The following is a 14,692-nucleotide window of genomic DNA, read 5'->3' on the forward strand; positions in this document are numbered from 1 at the left end:
TGGTGCGTCGGATTTTGATCCGGCCACGGCCGGACCCCGCCCTCCCAAGGCAGGTGCGCCATCCATCGACGGCGACCTTGTCCAACGACTTCTCCGGCCCGTCGCCCCCCCTGAGGCGTCAGACCGGTCCCATTCGATTCAGGCCTCGTTCGCGTCTTCGGGCCAGTTGCGAATGTAGTTCTTGAGCATGCGGTTCTCGAAGCTCTGCTCTTCGAGCACCGCTTTGGCGACGTCGTGAAAGGAGATCACGCCCATCAGAGTGTCGCCGTCCATGACCGGAAGGTACCGCTGGTGGTGATCCACCATGTGCCGGCGCAACTCGTCCATTTCCATGTTGGGGCCGGCGCTCAGCGGATCGTGCACCATCACATCGGCAATGGCCACGTCCTGCCAGCCCGCGCCGGCACCGTAGACATGCTTGAGTACCTCGCGGAAAGTGAGCATGCCGACCATCTTGCCGTGCTCGAAGACCACCAGCGAGCCGACATCCTGCTCGGTCATGATGGCAACGGCCTCGGAAAGGCTGCGGTTCGGAGCGATCGTGTAGAGCACTTTGCCCTTGATCGCCAGGATTTCACTCACCTGCATGATTTACCCCTTGCCTGACGTGATGCACTCTTCGGGTGCGCTTGTTCGTTCCGGATGGTAGTCGATTGCGCACCCCGGGGGAAGCCGCAAGCCCCGCCCCACAACGCGGAAGCGCACATCCAGGCAGCGGCCGGCGATCGACATCGCAACGGGTCCGAACTCAGCGCTCGAGCAGGTGACGCTTCTCGGTCACCTTGGCCCATTCGTCGGCGTCGGACAGGGCATCCTTCCGTTCGATGATCGGTTTCCACTGCTTGGCCAACTCGGCATTGACCGCGATGAAATCCTGCTGATCGTCCGGCACGTCATCCTCCGCGTAGATCGCCTCGACCGGGCATTCGGCCACGCACAACGTGCAATCGATGCACTCGTCCGGATCGATCACCAGGAAATTGGGCCCTTCGCGGAAGCAATCGACCGGGCACACGTCCACGCAGTCGGTGTACTTGCATTTGACACAGGCTTCGGTCACTACATAAGTCATGATTCAATCTCTCCATTGTTGCAATTGCACAACAGCCTGACGGCCGGGACACGCCCCATAGCGCGAACTATAACGCGCCTGGTGCCGCCCCACCGCACAATCCCGGACAGCGCGAGCGGGCAGATTGCTTGACGTGCGCCGTGGCTTGGCATAACTTCCCCCACACAACCACACTCGATTCGCCCTTCGCGCGTATCGTTTCGACCGAATCGGCCGCCAAGGCCCTGTCTGATCACACCCAGTCATCACCCCTGATGCGAGGAATCATGAGCGAGCATATCCATTACGTCACCGACGGCAGTTTCGATGCCGAGGTCCTGCAATCCTCCACGCCCGTCCTGCTGGACTACTGGGCGGAGTGGTGCGGCCCGTGCAAGATGATTGCGCCGATCCTGGACGAAGTGGCCAAGGAATACGAAGGCAAGCTGAAAGTCGCCAAACTGAACATCGACGAGAACCAGGATACGCCCGCCAAGTTCGGCATCCGCGGCATTCCGACCCTGATGCTGTTCAAGGGCGGCAACGTCGAAGCCACCAAGGTCGGCGCACTGTCCAAGTCGCAATTGACCGCCTTCATTGACAGCAACCTCTGATCGGGCTAGATTCCGCTCACTTCCCGCGACGCCCTGACTTCCGGGCGCCCCGCCCCCTCCCCCGGCGTCGCGGTCGCACTCTCCCTTCTGCGTACCTCCGTTTATCACGGCTTCCGGTCCGTCGTTCTCCTCTTCTCCCCTCCCTGTAGATCACCATGCAACTTTCGGAGCTCAAGAATCTCCACGTCAGCGAATTGCTGGAAATGGCCCAGGCCAACGGCATCGACGGCGCCAATCGCCTGCGCAAGCAAGAACTCGTATTTGCCCTGCTGAAAAACCGCGCCAAGAAAGGCGAGCCGATCTTCGGTGACGGCGTGCTGGAGGTGTTGCCCGACGGCTTCGGCTTCCTGCGCTCACCTGAAGCCTCCTACCTGGCCGGCACCGACGACATCTACGTGTCGCCCTCCCAGGTGCGCCGCTTCAACCTGCACACCGGTGACACCATCGAGGGCGAGATCCGCACCCCGAAGGACGGCGAACGCTACTTCGCCATGGTCAAGGTGGACAAGATCAACGGCGAGCTGCCCGAGGCGTGCAAGCACAAGATCCTGTTCGAGAACCTCACGCCACTGCACCCGACCGAGTGCCTTCAGCTCGAACGCGACATGAAGGGCGGCGAGAACGTCACCTCCCGCGTCATCGACATGATCGCGCCGATCGGCAAGGGCCAGCGCGGCCTGCTGGTGGCCCCGCCCAAAACCGGTAAAACGGTGATGCTGCAGAACATCGCCCATGCCATCACCGCCAACCATCCCGACGTCGTCCTCATCGTGCTGCTCATCGACGAGCGCCCCGAAGAAGTGACGGAGATGCAGCGCTCGGTCAAGGGCGAGGTGGTCGCCTCCACCTTCGACGAACCCGCCTCGCGTCACGTGCAAGTGGCCGAGATGGTCATCGAAAAGGCCAAGCGCCTGGTCGAGCACAAGAAGGATGTGGTCATCCTGCTCGACTCGCTCACCCGCCTGGCGCGCGCCTACAACACCGTGGTGCCGGCCTCCGGCAAGGTGCTCACCGGCGGTGTCGATGCCAACGCCCTGCAAAAGCCCAAGCGCTTCTTCGGCGCAGCCCGCAACATCGAAGAAGGCGGCTCGCTGACCATCATCGCCACCGCGCTGATCGACACCGGCAGCCGCATGGACGATGTGATCTACGAAGAATTCAAGGGCACCGGCAACATGGAACTGCACCTCGACCGCCGCATGGCCGAGAAGCGGGTCTATCCGGCCATCAACGTCAACCGCTCCGGCACCCGCCGCGAAGAGATGCTGATGAAGGCCGACGTGCTGCAGAAGATCTGGGTGCTGCGCAAGCTGCTCTACGGCATGGACGACATCGACGCGATGGAATTCCTGCTCGACAAGGTCAAGCAGACCAAGAGCAACGGCGAGTTCTTCGACGCCATGCGTCGCTGATTCCGCCCGCGCCTCACCGCAAAACGCCACCTCCGGGTGGCGTTTTCGTTTTCGGACACGGGAAATCCCGCTTGCCGATCGCCGGCACAGCAGCAATCATCAGGGCTTTCCACCCCACGCCGCCGCCCATGACGACACCGCGCGATCAGCTCTCCGCCCTCTTCGAAGCCGCCCTGGCCGCCGCCGACCCGGCCCGGATCATCCCGCCCGCGCTCGACGCCCTCGCCCCGCCTGCCGGCCGCATCGTGGTCATCGGCGCCGGCAAGGCCTCGGCCGCCATGGCGCAGATCGTCGAGCAGCACTGGGCCGACCATGCCGACCGGATCAGCGGCCTGGTGGTCACCCGCGACGGCCACGCCGTGCCCTGCCGCCACATCGAGATCGTCGAGGCCGCGCACCCCGTGCCCGACGCGCGCGGTCGCGACGCCGCCCGGCGAATGCTGCAGGAGACGGTGTCAGAGCTCAACAAAGACGACCTGGTGCTCGCCCTCATCTCCGGGGGCGGCTCCGCCCTCCTCGCCCTGCCGGCGCCGGGTATCACGCTCGACGACAAGCAGGCGATCAGCCGTGCGCTACTCAAGAGCGGCGCCACCATCGGCGAGATCAACACCGTGCGCAAGCACCTGTCGGCCATCAAGGGCGGACGGCTCGGCCTGGCCTGCCGGCCGGCGAAGCTGGTGACCTGGCTGATCTCCGATGTACCCGGCGACGACCCCTCGCTGATCGCCTCCGGCCCCACCCTCGCAGACCCCGGCACCTGTGCCGACGCGCTGGCGATCCTGGCGCGCCACCGCATCGAGATCTCCGCCGCCGTGCGTCACCACCTCGAAAGCGGCGCGGGCGAGACCCCCAAACCCGGCCAGGGCGGGCTGGATTCGGCCGAAGTGCGCCTGCTCGCCACACCGCAACTGGCGCTCGAAGCGGCCGCCGCATGCGCTGAGTCGATGGGGCTGCGCGCCCACATCCTGTCCGATGCCATCGAGGGCGAATCGCGCGACGTGGCCTTCGTGCATGCCGCCATCGCCCGCCAGGTGGCCGATCGCGGACAGCCCTTCACCGCGCCCTGCGTGCTGTTGTCGGGCGGCGAAACCACCGTCACCGTGCGCGGCACGGGTTGCGGCGGTCGCAATGTGGAGTTCCTCACCGCGCTGGCCCGTGCCCTGCACGGACATCCACAGATTCACGCCCTGGCGGCAGACACCGACGGGGTCGACGGCGCCGCCGAGCTGGCCGGCGCGGTCATTGACCCGACCACGCCCGCCCGCGCCCTGGCCGCCGGCCGACCGCTGCTGCGCGTGCTCGACGACAACGACGGCCACGGCCTGTTTCAGGCGCTGGGCGACAGCCTCGACACCGGCCCCACGCTCACCAACGTCAACGATTTCCGCGCCATCCTGGTCACGGCACCGACGCCCTGACCGCGTCCAGCACCTCGAGAAAGCCCGCCAGCAACGGGCTGACCTCACCCTCAGCCATCGCCACCGAGAGCGAAAACACCGCCGCCGCGTCGGCAATCGGCAGGTAGCGGGCGCGCGGAATGTGCACACATTCCAGCTGCGCCGGCAGCAATGCGATGCCCAGGCCGGCGGCGGCCAGCCCGATCTGGGTGGTGGCCTCGCGCGCGGTCTGAACGATGCGCGGCTCGAAACCGGCACTGCGGCACAGCTGCTGCAACAGACTCGGCAGGCCGGTGCCCACGTCGGGCGGAAAGGTGATGAAGCCTTCGTCCCGCAGGTCCACCATGCGTACCGCGCTACCCGTTGCCGCCGGATGGCTGGCGGCCATCACCAGGCGCAGCGGGTCGCGGCCGATCTCGCGCAGCACCACGCCCTCGGTCGCCATGGTCGCGGGATGGCGCACGAAACCGACATCCAGCTCGCCCCGACCGAGTGCCGCGAACTGATCGCGGGTAAACATCTCGCGCAGCTGCAGATCCACCGCCGGATACTGCGCCCGGTAGCGGCGCAGCACATCGCCCAGCACCGCGCTGTAGGGCATCGACGAAGTGAAGCCGACCCGCAAGCGCCCTGCTTCGCCACGGGCGATGCGGCGCACTTCGTCGGCCGCCGCCGCCGTGTCCGCCAGCAGACGGCGCGCCCGCTCGAGCAGATGCTCGCCGGCGGGCGTGAGTGCCACCTTGCGCTTGCTGCGCACGAACAGCGCGGTGCCCAGCGCCTCTTCCAGCGCACGGATCTGCATCGACAAGGGCGGTTGTGCCATGTGCAGGCGCTCGGCCGCGCGGGTGAAGTTCAACTCATCCGCCACGGTCACGAAGTAGCGCAGACGACGCAAGTCCATTCATATCTCCACGATATCGTTTAGCCGATAAATATATATTGGACCGCGGTTTTCTGCCGATCTAGCATGCCAGCACACTCACCCCACCGAACGCAGCCTGCATGCACCTGACCGCCACCGCCTCACCGAACGACGCCAGCGCCTACCTGCAAGCCGGCACCACCGACTACCGGCTGGCCAACCTCGCCGTCTTTCTCGGCGGCTTCGCCTGCTTCGCCATGCTCTATGGCACGCAGCCGCTGCTGCCGCTGCTGGCGCAGGTATTCGGCGCCTCGGCGACCGAGGTCAGCCTGTCAGTGTCGGTCAGCACCGGGGCACTGGCGCTGGCGCTCATCCCCGCCAGCCTGCTGTCGGACCGCTTCGGGCGCGGGCCGATGATGACGCTGTCGCTGGCCGCGGCCGCCGTGCTGTCGCTGCTGTGTCCGTGGGTGAGCTCCTTCAACGAACTGCTGGTGCTGCGCGCCCTGCTCGGCGTGGCGCTGGCCGGCCTGCCGGCGGCGGCCATGGCTTACCTCGGCGAAGAGGTTGCGCCCAACGCCCAGGGCCGGGCGATGGGGCTGTACATCGCCGGCAACGCCTTCGGCGGCATGACCGGCCGCTTTCTCACCGCCTGGGCCACCGACATCGCCAACTGGCAGATCGCCTTGCTGGTGCTCGGCATCCTCGGCGCCGTCGCCGCCCTGGCCTTCTGGTTCGGCCTGCCCGCCTCGCGCCACTTCCGCCGTCGCTCGATCTCGCCGGCCCAGGTGCTCGCCGACACCCGCGCCTTGCTGCGCGACGCCGGCCTGCCCTGGCTGTTCCTATGCGCTTTTTTGCTGATGGGCAGCTTCGTCGGGCTCTACAACTTCGTCACCTTCCGCCTGGTTGCGCCGCCCTTCGGCCTGGGGCAGACCGCCATCGGCGCGATCTTCCTGCTGTACCTGGTCGGCACCTGGTCATCGGCCTGGGTCGGTCAGCTGGTCGACCGCATCGGTCGCCGGCAGGTGCTGTGGATCATGGCCGGGCTGATGCTCGCCGGCCTGCTCCTGACCCTGCCGGCGCAGCTGGGTTGGGTGGTGCTCGGCATTGCGGTGTTCACCTTCGGCTTCTTCGGCGCCCACACCACCACCAGCGGTTGGGTCAGCCGGCGCGCCGGCGCCAGCCGCGCGCTGGCCGCCGCGGTGTACCTGTCCAGCTACTACCTGGGCAGCAGCGTGCTCGGCACCACGGTCGGTTTCGCTTGGGATGCCGGGCGCTGGTCGGCGGTGGTCGGCCTGCTGGTGGCGCTGGTCGTGCTGGTGTTGCTGGTGGCGCGGCGCCTGGCGAAGATCCCGCGCATCGCCGCTCAGGCCGCGTGACAGGCGCGCAGCACTTCGAGAAAGCGCCGCACCACCCGCGGTGGGCCGGGGTGGCGCAGCACGAAGGCGTGCCAGTCGCAGTGGTAGTGGAAGCTGTGCTCGCCCACGCAGCGCATCCTGCCTTCATCCACGAAGCGCTGCGCGTAGTGCACCGGTAGAAAGCCCAGGTAGCGCCCCGACAGGACCAGCGCCACCGTCGCCTCCTGGTCGAAGGCCCGGGCCGTCGGCTGCAGGCCGAGGCGCCAGAAGGTTTCCATGTTCGGCGAGTGATAGCCCAGCCCGACCAGCGCCGCCGCGCGGATGGCCGCATCATCCGGCGCACCACCACCGGCCAGCAGCGGATGCGTGGTCGCCGCATAAAGCTGCATCGGTTCGCCGAACAGGCTCACCGAGTCGAAGCTGTCGCTGGCCCGGTGCAGCGGCTGGATGCCCAGCTGGAAGCGCCCGTCGAGCAGGCCCGACTCCAGCTCGCTGCTGTGCGCCACATGCAGGTTGATGCGTACCGCCGGCGCCTCGGCGCCGAAGCGGCCAATCGCCTCGGCCAGGTGGCAGGCCGGATTGGTGACGAACTTGTCGAATACCGCCAGGTTCAGCTCGCCGCGCAAGTGCGCATGCAATTCCCCGATCTCGGTGCGGAAGGCATCGATTTGCGCGATCAGCCGTCGCGCCGAAGCCAGCACCGTCACCCCCTCCTCGGTCAGCGCAAAGCCGGCCCGGCCGCGCTCGCACAGGCGCACCCCGAGCCGCGTCTCCAGTGCCTTGAGATGCCGGCTGATCACCGAGCGGCTGATGTTGAGCCGCAACTCGGCCGCCGCCAGCCCGCCGGATTCGGCAATGGCAATGAATACGCGCAGCAGGCGCAGGTCGGCTTCAGCCAGATGGCTCAGCAGGGCACGGGGCTTCATGGTTTCATATATCCGAAACTTAACTGACGATGATTGTAGTTTTATGCATCGTTTGGCGCGACTAGCATGAGCCCAACCTCTCTGGAGACCGGCATGAACCCGCTCGACGCCTACTGGATGCCCTTCACCATGAACCGCGCCTTCAAAGCGGCGCCGCGCATGATCAGCCGCGCCCGCGGCCACTACTACACCACCGACGACGGCCGCGAACTGCTCGACGGCTTTTCCGGCCTGTGGACCTCGGGGCTCGGCCATTGCCACCCGAAGATCGTCGCCGCGGTGCAGGGGCAGGTGGCCGAGCTGGACTACGCCATGAGCTTCCAGGTGGGCCATCCGAAGGTGTTCGAACTGGCCAATCGCCTCACCGCCATGGCACCGGCCGGCTTCACGCAGTGCTTTTTCACCAACTCGGGCTCCGAGGCGGCCGACACCGCGCTCAAGATCGCCCTGGCCTACCACCGGGCCTGCGGCGAGGGCCAGCGCACCCGGTTGATCGGGCGCGAACGCGGCTACCACGGGGTGAACTTCGGCGGCATGTCGGTGGGCGGCATCCCGGCCAACCGCAAGGTGTTCAGCGCCGCGCTGCTGCCCGGCGTCGATCACATCCGCCACACCCACTCGCTGCCCGACATGGCCTTCTCGCGCGGCCAGCCGAGCTGGGGCGCGCACCTGGCCGACGACCTCGAACGCCTGTGCGCGCTGCATGACGGCAGCAACATCGCCGCGCTGATCGTCGAGCCGGTGGCCGGATCCACCGGCATCCTGGTGCCGCCCATCGGCTACCTGCAGCGCCTGCGCGAGCTCTGCGACCGGCACGGCATCCTGCTCATCTTCGACGAGGTGATCACCGCCTTCGGCCGCGTCGGCGCGCCCTTTGCCGCCGAGCGCTTCGGCGTCACGCCCGACATCATCACCACCGCCAAGGGGATCACCAACGGCGTGATGCCGATGGGCGCCGTGCTGGTGCGCGACGCCATCTATCAGGCGCTGATGCAGCGGCCGGCACACACCGTCGAGCTGTTCCACGGCTACACCTACTCCGGCCATCCGCTGGCCGCCGCGGCCGCGCTGTCCACGCTCGAGGTCTATGCCGAGGAGCACACGTTCGCCACCGCCCGCGCGCTCGAACCGGCCTTTGAAGAAGCCCTGCACGCGCTGCGCGACGCGCCGCATGTGGTCGACATCCGCAACTTCGGCCTGATGGGCGGGGTCGAACTGGCACCGCGCGCCGGCGCGCCGGGCGCACGTGGCTACGAGGTGTTCCTCAAATGCTTCGAGGCCGGCGTGGTGATCCGCAACGGCGGCGACGTGCTGCAGTTCTCGCCCTTCCTCAACGCCACGCCCGACGAGCTGGCGCAGATCTTCACCACGGTGCGCCAGGCGCTCGCCACCACCGCCTGAACACGACACACAGGAATCGACCATGGACACGCTCGGCCACTACATCAACGGCGAACGCCGCCCCGACGCCAACCGCCCTCAGCCCGTCTTCCACCCGGCCCTCGGCCGCCCGGTACGGCAGGTGGCCATGGCCAGCCGGGCCACGGTCGAATCCGCCATCGCCGCGGCGGCCGAGGCCTTCCCCGCCTGGCGCAAGACACCGCCGCTCAAGCGCGCCCGCGTGCTGTTCCGCTTCAAGGCGCTGCTCGAGCAGCACGCCGACCGCATCGTCGCGGCCATCGTCGAGGAGCACGGCAAGGTGTGGGAAGACGCCCACGGCGAACTGGCGCGCGGCATCGAGGTGGTCGAATACGCCTGCGGCGCGCCCGAGCTGCTCAAGGGCGAGCACTCGCGCGAGGTGGGGCCGGACATCGACTCGTGGTCCGAATTCCCGCCGTTGGGCGTGGTGGCCGGCATCACGCCCTTCAACTTCCCGGCCATGGTGCCCATGTGGATGTTCCCCATGGCCATCGCCTGCGGCAACACCTTCGTGCTCAAGCCGAGCGAAAAAGACCCGTCGGCGGCGCAGATCCTCGCCGAATTGCTCTCCGAAGCCGGTCTGCCGCCGGGCGTGTTCAACGTGGTCAATGGCGACAAGGAAGCGGTCGACACCCTGCTCACCGACCCGCGCGTGCAGGCCGTCAGTTTTGTCGGCTCGACGCCGATCGCGGAGACCATCTATGCCACCGGCACCGCCCATGGCAAGCGCGTGCAGGCCCTCGGCGGCGCCAAGAACCACGCTGTCGTGATGCCCGACGCCGATCTCGACGCCGCCGTCAACGCCTTGATGGGCGCGGCCTACGGCTCCTGCGGCGAGCGCTGCATGGCGATCTCGGTGGTGGTCGCGGTCGGCGATGCGGTGGCCGACGCGCTGGTCACCAAGCTCGCGCCGCGGGTGCGCGAACTGAACATCGGCAACGGCAGCACGCGCGGGCTGGACATGGGCCCGCTGGTCACCGCCGCGCATCGCGACAAGGTGGTCGGCTACATCGACGCCGGCGCGGCCGAAGGCGCCGAGCTGGTGGTCGACGGGCGCGGGCTGCACGTGGCCGGCAGCGAGGCCGGCTTCTTCGTCGGCGGCACGCTGTTCGATCGTGTCACACCGCAAATGCGCATCTACCGCGAGGAAATCTTCGGCCCGGTGCTGGTGGTGGTTCGCGTCGATTCGCTGGAAGACGCCATCGCGCTGACCAACGCCCACGAGTTCGGCAACGGCACCTGCCTCTTCACCCGCGATGGTGCGGCGGCGCGCTACTTCAGCGACGCGGTGCAGGTCGGCATGGTCGGCATCAACGTGCCGCTGCCGGTGCCGGTGGCCTGCCAGAGCTTCGGCGGCTGGAAGCGCTCGCTGTTCGGCGACCTCTACGCCTACGGCCCGGACGCCATCCGTTTCTACACCCGGCGCAAGACACTGACGCAGCGCTGGGCGGTCGATAGCGTCGGCAAGGCGCAGTTCGCCTTTCCCAGCCACGGCTGAGACCTCACCGGGCGGCGAACCATTCGGCCAGGAAGCCGACCAGCGCCTGCACCTTGGCCGACAGGTGCCGGCGCGTCGGATACACCGCATGGATCGGCAACGGCGGCGGCTCCCAGCCGGTCAGCACCGGCATCAGGCGACCGCTGTCGAGCAGGGGCTGGACGAGGAAATCCGGCACCTGCACGATGCCGCGGCCGCAACTGGCCATCTCGGCCAGCAAGATGCCGTTATTGGCACGCACCGCGCCATTGACCCGCACCGCGATGGTCTCACCGTCCGGCCCCTGAAACTGCCACAAGCTGCCGGAGGCGGCATAGCTGTAGACGAAGCAATCATGCTCGGTGAGCGCCTCCGGGTGCGCCGGCGTGCCGCGTGCCGCGAGATACGCGGGCGAGGCGGCGAGCATCAGCCGTGCCGAATCGATGCGCCGCGCCACCAGGTTCTCGCTGCCGAGCCGCCCGATCCGGATCGCCAGGTCCAGCCCCTCGTCGATGAAATCCGCCACGTTGTCGGACAGCGCCACATCCAGCGTCACCTCCGGGTAGCGCTGCAAAAAGGCGGCAAAGGCCGGCGCCAGCCGATGCACCGAGAAGGCGATCGGCGCCGACAGGCGCAGCCGGCCGGATGGGCGCCGCGCCTCGCCGGCCATCACCGCCTCGGTCTCGTCCAGCTCGGCGAGCCACTGCACGCAGCGCTCGAAATAGGCCTGGCCGGCATCGGTCGGGCTCACCTTGCGGGTGGTGCGGTTGAGCAGGCGCACGTTCAGATGCGCCTCGAGCTGCGCCACCTGGCGGGAGATGGCCGAGGTCGACAGCCCCATCCGTGCCGCCGCTGCAGCAAAACCGCCCGCCTCCACCACCTCGCAAAAAGCCCGCATGGCTTCGATCCGGTCCATTCGACTATCCCAAAACGTGCAATAGTGAATTGATAGCACGCCTGTTTATCCGCCAACAAGGGATGACTAGAGTTCACTCCAACGCGCGACATGCTGTCGCGCCACCGCACACCAAGGAGTTCCCCATGACAAACCGTATCGACACCACTGCCCTCGGCATCGCCCTGCTGCGCGTCACGCTCGGCATCATGTTCATTGCCCATGCCCTGCTCAAGATTCTGGTCTTCACCCTGCCCGGCACCGCCGGCTTCTTTGAATCCGTCGGCCTGCCCGGCGCCCTGGCCTATGTCGTCGCGCCGATGGAGTTGCTCGGCGGACTGGCGCTGGTGGCCGGACTCAAGACGCGCTGGGTGAGCCTGGCCCTGCTGCCGGTGTTGCTCGGCGCCGCCAGCGTCCATGCCGGCAACGGTTGGGTGTTCAGCGCCGCGAACGGCGGGTGGGAATATCCGGTCTACCTCGCCATTGCCGCGCTCGCCCAGGTCCTGCTCGGCAGCGGTGCCTTCGCCCTCGACAACCTGCGTCCGCATCGGCATGCCCTGATCGGCCAGGCCGCCTGACCCCCAAAGCAGCACAACCCAACGGAGATAAAACCATGAAGCTCTATTTCGCCCCCGGCACTTGCGCCCACTCCCCGCACATCGCCCTGCGCGAGGCGGGCCTGGCCTTCGATCTGGTCCGCGTCGACCTCAAGACCAAGAAAACCGCCGACGGCCGCGACTACCTGGCCATCAACCCCAACGGCTATGTGCCCGCGCTGGAGCTGGACGACGGCACCATCCTCACCGAAGGCCCGGCCATCGTGCAGTACATCGCCGATCAGGCGCCGCAGAGCGGTCTGGCCCCGGCCAACGGCACGCTGCCCCGCTATCAGCTGCAGTCGCTGCTCGGCTTCATCAACTCGGAGATCCACAAAGGCTTCTCGCCGCTCTTCAAGCCGGATACGCCCGAGGCCACCAAGGCCGCGGCCAAGACGCATCTGGCCAACCGCATCGGCACCATCGCCCAGCGGCTCGAAGGCCAGGACTACCTCACCGGCAGCCAATTCACGGTGGCCGACGGCTACCTCTACACGGTGCTCGGCTGGGGACAGTTCGTGGATGTGGATGTGAGCCGCTGGCCGGCCATCACTGCCTTCATGGAACGCGTTGGCGCCCGAGCGTCGGTCAAGGCCGCGCGCGAAGCCGAAGGCCTCGACCGCTAAGCCCATCGCCCGCCCCGGCCCCGGGGCGGGCACACCGGAGATCCGCCATGCCCTATCTGCACCTGCGCCTCGCGGCCGAGGCGTCGGACACGCTCGCCGAGCGCGCCAGCGCCGTGCTGCTCGAGCACACCACCGCCCTGCTCGGCAAGAAGCCGGAAGTGACCTCGGTCACAGTCGAATTCGTCGATCCGCGACGCTGGCGCATCGGCGGCACCCGTCTGGCCGACAGCGGCCACAGCGCCTTTCATCTGGACGTGAAGATCACCGACGGCACCAACACCAAGGCCCAGAAGGCGGCCTACCTGCGGCGCGTGTTCGACGATCTGGCCGCGCTGCTGCCCACGCTCGATCCGGCCAGCTACATCGTCATCGACGATGTGCGCGCCGACGCCTGGGGCTTTGGCGGGCGCACGCAGGAAGCGCGCTTCATCGACAGCCAGTCGCTGTAAAGCCGCGTTTTCTCCTCGGGCCGCCGGTTTTTCCGGCGGCCTTTTCGCATGCCGGGACGCCACGCCCTCGCACGACGCCGAACACGAAAAGCGGGCATCATTCCCTCATCGTCGCGACGCCGGTCGCGGCCACGCCAACCCCGAACAGGGAGGATCCGCCCATGCTCGACAAACGCCAGTTCTTCATCGACGGCCGCTGGGTCGCCCCCGCCGTCGCGCACGATCTTGAAGTCATCGACCCCGCCACCGAAACCGCCTGCGCCGTCATCTCGCTCGGCAGCGCCGCCGACACCGATGCCGCCGTCGCCGCCGCCCGCGCCGCCTTCCCGGCCTGGCGCGACACCCCGGTCGACGAGCGCCTCGTCCGCCTCGAAGCCCTCGCCCGCATCTACGCCGAACGCGCCGACGAAATGGCCGCCGCCATCTCGCAGGAAATGGGCGCCCCGATCAGCCTCGCCAAGGCCGCCCAAGCCGCCGCCGGCGCCGGCCACATCAAAACCTTCATCCGCACGCTGCGCGGCTTCGCCTTCGAGCGGCCGCTCGGCGAACACGCGCCGAACACCCGCATCCTGTACGAGCCGATCGGCGTGTGCGGCCTGATCACGCCGTGGAACTGGCCGATGAACCAGGTCACGCTCAAGGTCATCCCCGCGCTGGCCGCCGGCTGCACGGTGGTGCTCAAGCCCTCGGAGATCGCACCGCTGTCGTCGATGCTATTCGCCGAAATGATCGCCGCTGCCGGCTTCCCGGCCGGCGTGTTCAACCTGGTCAACGGCGACGGTGCCGGGGTCGGCACGCAGTTGTCGGGCCATCCGGACGTGGACATGATCTCCTTCACCGGCTCGACCCGCGCCGGCATCGCTATCTCCAAGAACGCCGCCGACACCGTCAAGCGCGTCAGCCTGGAGCTCGGCGGCAAGGGCGCCAACCTGATCTTTGCCGATGCGGACGAGAAAGCCGTGGTGCGCGGCGTGCGCCGCTGCTTCAACAACTCTGGCCAGTCGTGCAATGCGCCGACGCGCATGCTGGTCGAGCGCGCGCGCTACGACCAGGCGGTGGCCACCGCCGCGGACGTGGCACGCAGCACCGCCGTCGGCCAGCCCGGGCAGGAAGGCACGCATATCGGCCCGGTGGTTTCGGCCGCCCAGTTCGACAAGATCCAGCGCCTGATCCAGGCCGGCATCGACGAAGGCGCCCGCCTCGTCGCCGGCGGCCCCGGCAAGCCCGAAGGCCACGGCACCGGCTACTTCGTGCGCCCCACCGTGTTCGCCGATGTGAACAACACCATGACCATCGCGCGCGAGGAGATCTTCGGCCCGGTACTCAGCATCATCCCCTTCGATACTGAAGACGAAGCCATCGCCATCGCCAACGACAGCCCCTACGGCCTCACCCACTACGTGCAGACCCAGGATACGGCCCGCGCCAAGCGCGTCGCCCGCGCGCTTCGTGCCGGCATGGTCGAGGTCAACGGCCAGTCGCTCGGCGCCGGCGCGCCGTTTGGCGGGTACAAGCAGTCGGGCAACGGCCGCGAAGGCGGCGCGTGGGGGCTGGAGGAGTTTCTGGAGGTGAAGGCGGTCAGCGATTGGCACTAGGCCGCCGACCACGCGGCG

The 14,692-nt window shown here is 67.8% G+C and carries 15 protein-coding genes; 10 read left to right on the plus strand and 5 right to left on the minus strand.

The annotated features are described in order from the left end of the window. Positions 1 to 138: 138 nt before the first annotated feature. Both I8J34_RS06405 and fdxA read right to left on the minus strand, forming a co-directional pair. On the minus strand, positions 139 to 588 hold the full coding sequence (locus I8J34_RS06405) for a CBS domain-containing protein (RefSeq protein WP_214360558.1): 450 nt from the start codon (positions 586 to 588) through the stop codon (positions 139 to 141). A gap of 160 nt (positions 589 to 748) precedes the next feature. Further along, positions 749 to 1,072, minus strand: coding sequence for a ferredoxin FdxA (gene fdxA / locus I8J34_RS06410; protein WP_214360559.1), 324 nt, complete (start codon positions 1,070 to 1,072; stop codon positions 749 to 751). A 266-nt stretch (positions 1,073 to 1,338) separates the two neighbouring features. On the opposite strand from fdxA, the gene trxA reads away from it, so the two are divergent. The 3 genes from trxA to I8J34_RS06425 all read left to right on the plus strand — a co-directional run bounded on the left by trxA (position 1,339) and on the right by I8J34_RS06425 (position 4,495). Further along, a complete protein-coding gene (gene trxA, locus I8J34_RS06415; protein ID WP_214360560.1) occupies positions 1,339 to 1,665 on the plus strand; it encodes a thioredoxin TrxA in 327 nt (108 codons plus the stop codon). Positions 1,666 to 1,820: 155 nt separating this feature from the next. After that, a complete protein-coding gene (gene rho, locus I8J34_RS06420; protein WP_214360561.1) occupies positions 1,821 to 3,077 on the plus strand; it encodes a transcription termination factor Rho in 1,257 nt (418 codons plus the stop codon). A gap of 128 nt (positions 3,078 to 3,205) precedes the next feature. Continuing rightward, positions 3,206 to 4,495 carry a glycerate kinase type-2 family protein gene (locus I8J34_RS06425; protein ID WP_214360562.1) on the plus strand — a complete coding sequence of 430 codons (1,290 nt, stop codon included), beginning with the start codon at positions 3,206 to 3,208 and terminating at the stop codon, positions 4,493 to 4,495. Here I8J34_RS06425 and I8J34_RS06430 read toward each other — a convergent pair. Then, positions 4,476 to 5,375 carry a LysR substrate-binding domain-containing protein gene (locus tag I8J34_RS06430; RefSeq protein ID WP_214360563.1) on the minus strand — a complete coding sequence of 300 codons (900 nt, stop codon included), beginning with the start codon at positions 5,373 to 5,375 and terminating at the stop codon, positions 4,476 to 4,478. The two genes, I8J34_RS06425 and I8J34_RS06430, sit on opposite strands and share 20 nt — an antisense overlap. 101 nt (positions 5,376 to 5,476) lie before the next feature. Here I8J34_RS06430 and I8J34_RS06435 point away from each other — a divergent pair, with 101 nt between their 5' ends. Further along, on the plus strand, positions 5,477 to 6,712 hold the full coding sequence (locus I8J34_RS06435) for an MFS transporter (RefSeq protein ID WP_214360564.1): 1,236 nt from the start codon (positions 5,477 to 5,479) through the stop codon (positions 6,710 to 6,712). On the opposite strand, the gene I8J34_RS06440 is transcribed toward I8J34_RS06435, so the two are convergent. Next, positions 6,700 to 7,617, minus strand: coding sequence for a LysR family transcriptional regulator (locus I8J34_RS06440; RefSeq protein ID WP_214360565.1), 918 nt, complete (start codon positions 7,615 to 7,617; stop codon positions 6,700 to 6,702). The genes I8J34_RS06435 and I8J34_RS06440 overlap by 13 nt on opposite strands. A gap of 66 nt (positions 7,618 to 7,683) precedes the next feature. Here I8J34_RS06440 and aptA point away from each other — a divergent pair, with 66 nt between their 5' ends. Continuing rightward, complete coding sequence (gene aptA, locus I8J34_RS06445) at positions 7,684 to 9,018, plus strand: omega-aminotransferase AptA (protein ID WP_230411734.1); 1,335 nt, start codon at positions 7,684 to 7,686, stop codon at positions 9,016 to 9,018. Between the two features lie 22 nt (positions 9,019 to 9,040). Continuing rightward, positions 9,041 to 10,534, plus strand: coding sequence for a CoA-acylating methylmalonate-semialdehyde dehydrogenase (locus I8J34_RS06450; protein ID WP_214360566.1), 1,494 nt, complete (start codon positions 9,041 to 9,043; stop codon positions 10,532 to 10,534). Positions 10,535 to 10,538: 4 nt separating this feature from the next. Here I8J34_RS06450 and I8J34_RS06455 read toward each other — a convergent pair whose 3' ends face one another. Further along, positions 10,539 to 11,429: a LysR family transcriptional regulator gene (locus tag I8J34_RS06455; RefSeq protein WP_214360567.1), complete on the minus strand. Its 891-nt coding sequence runs from the start codon at positions 11,427 to 11,429 to the stop codon at positions 10,539 to 10,541. A gap of 125 nt (positions 11,430 to 11,554) precedes the next feature. On the opposite strand from I8J34_RS06455, the gene I8J34_RS06460 reads away from it, so the two are divergent. The 4 genes from I8J34_RS06460 to I8J34_RS06475 all read left to right on the plus strand — a co-directional run bounded on the left by I8J34_RS06460 (position 11,555) and on the right by I8J34_RS06475 (position 14,674). After that, positions 11,555 to 11,986 carry a DoxX family protein gene (locus I8J34_RS06460; protein ID WP_214360568.1) on the plus strand — a complete coding sequence of 144 codons (432 nt, stop codon included), beginning with the start codon at positions 11,555 to 11,557 and terminating at the stop codon, positions 11,984 to 11,986. Positions 11,987 to 12,021: 35 nt separating this feature from the next. Then, positions 12,022 to 12,630, plus strand: coding sequence for a glutathione transferase GstA (gene gstA / locus I8J34_RS06465; RefSeq protein WP_214360569.1), 609 nt, complete (start codon positions 12,022 to 12,024; stop codon positions 12,628 to 12,630). Positions 12,631 to 12,677: 47 nt separating this feature from the next. Beyond that, positions 12,678 to 13,079 carry a tautomerase family protein gene (locus I8J34_RS06470; RefSeq protein ID WP_214360570.1) on the plus strand — a complete coding sequence of 134 codons (402 nt, stop codon included), beginning with the start codon at positions 12,678 to 12,680 and terminating at the stop codon, positions 13,077 to 13,079. Positions 13,080 to 13,240: 161 nt separating this feature from the next. Next, complete coding sequence (locus I8J34_RS06475; protein WP_214360571.1) at positions 13,241 to 14,674, plus strand: aldehyde dehydrogenase family protein; 1,434 nt, start codon at positions 13,241 to 13,243, stop codon at positions 14,672 to 14,674. Positions 14,675 to 14,692: the final 18 nt, after the last annotated feature.

This window comes from Denitromonas iodatirespirans, from assembly GCF_018524365.1.
GTDB lineage: Bacteria > Pseudomonadota > Gammaproteobacteria > Burkholderiales > Rhodocyclaceae > Nitrogeniibacter > Nitrogeniibacter iodatirespirans.

What these genes read in the sequence shown, in the direction of transcription:
- I8J34_RS06405 (WP_214360558.1), bottom strand. Translation starts at nt 588, where the DNA reads ATGCAGGTGAGTGAAATCCTGGCGATCAAGGGCAAAGTGCTCTACACG.
- fdxA (WP_214360559.1), bottom strand. Translation starts at nt 1,072, where the DNA reads ATGACTTATGTAGTGACCGAAGCCTGTGTCAAATGCAAGTACACCGAC.
- trxA (WP_214360560.1), top strand. Translation starts at nt 1,339, where the DNA reads ATGAGCGAGCATATCCATTACGTCACCGACGGCAGTTTCGATGCCGAG.
- rho (WP_214360561.1), top strand. Translation starts at nt 1,821, where the DNA reads ATGCAACTTTCGGAGCTCAAGAATCTCCACGTCAGCGAATTGCTGGAA.
- I8J34_RS06425 (WP_214360562.1), top strand. Translation starts at nt 3,206, where the DNA reads ATGACGACACCGCGCGATCAGCTCTCCGCCCTCTTCGAAGCCGCCCTG.
- I8J34_RS06430 (WP_214360563.1), bottom strand. Translation starts at nt 5,375, where the DNA reads ATGGACTTGCGTCGTCTGCGCTACTTCGTGACCGTGGCGGATGAGTTG.
- I8J34_RS06435 (WP_214360564.1), top strand. Translation starts at nt 5,477, where the DNA reads ATGCACCTGACCGCCACCGCCTCACCGAACGACGCCAGCGCCTACCTG.
- I8J34_RS06440 (WP_214360565.1), bottom strand. Translation starts at nt 7,617, where the DNA reads ATGAAGCCCCGTGCCCTGCTGAGCCATCTGGCTGAAGCCGACCTGCGC.
- aptA (WP_230411734.1), top strand. Translation starts at nt 7,684, where the DNA reads ATGAGCCCAACCTCTCTGGAGACCGGCATGAACCCGCTCGACGCCTAC.
- I8J34_RS06450 (WP_214360566.1), top strand. Translation starts at nt 9,041, where the DNA reads ATGGACACGCTCGGCCACTACATCAACGGCGAACGCCGCCCCGACGCC.
- I8J34_RS06455 (WP_214360567.1), bottom strand. Translation starts at nt 11,429, where the DNA reads ATGGACCGGATCGAAGCCATGCGGGCTTTTTGCGAGGTGGTGGAGGCG.
- I8J34_RS06460 (WP_214360568.1), top strand. Translation starts at nt 11,555, where the DNA reads ATGACAAACCGTATCGACACCACTGCCCTCGGCATCGCCCTGCTGCGC.
- gstA (WP_214360569.1), top strand. Translation starts at nt 12,022, where the DNA reads ATGAAGCTCTATTTCGCCCCCGGCACTTGCGCCCACTCCCCGCACATC.
- I8J34_RS06470 (WP_214360570.1), top strand. Translation starts at nt 12,678, where the DNA reads ATGCCCTATCTGCACCTGCGCCTCGCGGCCGAGGCGTCGGACACGCTC.
- I8J34_RS06475 (WP_214360571.1), top strand. Translation starts at nt 13,241, where the DNA reads ATGCTCGACAAACGCCAGTTCTTCATCGACGGCCGCTGGGTCGCCCCC.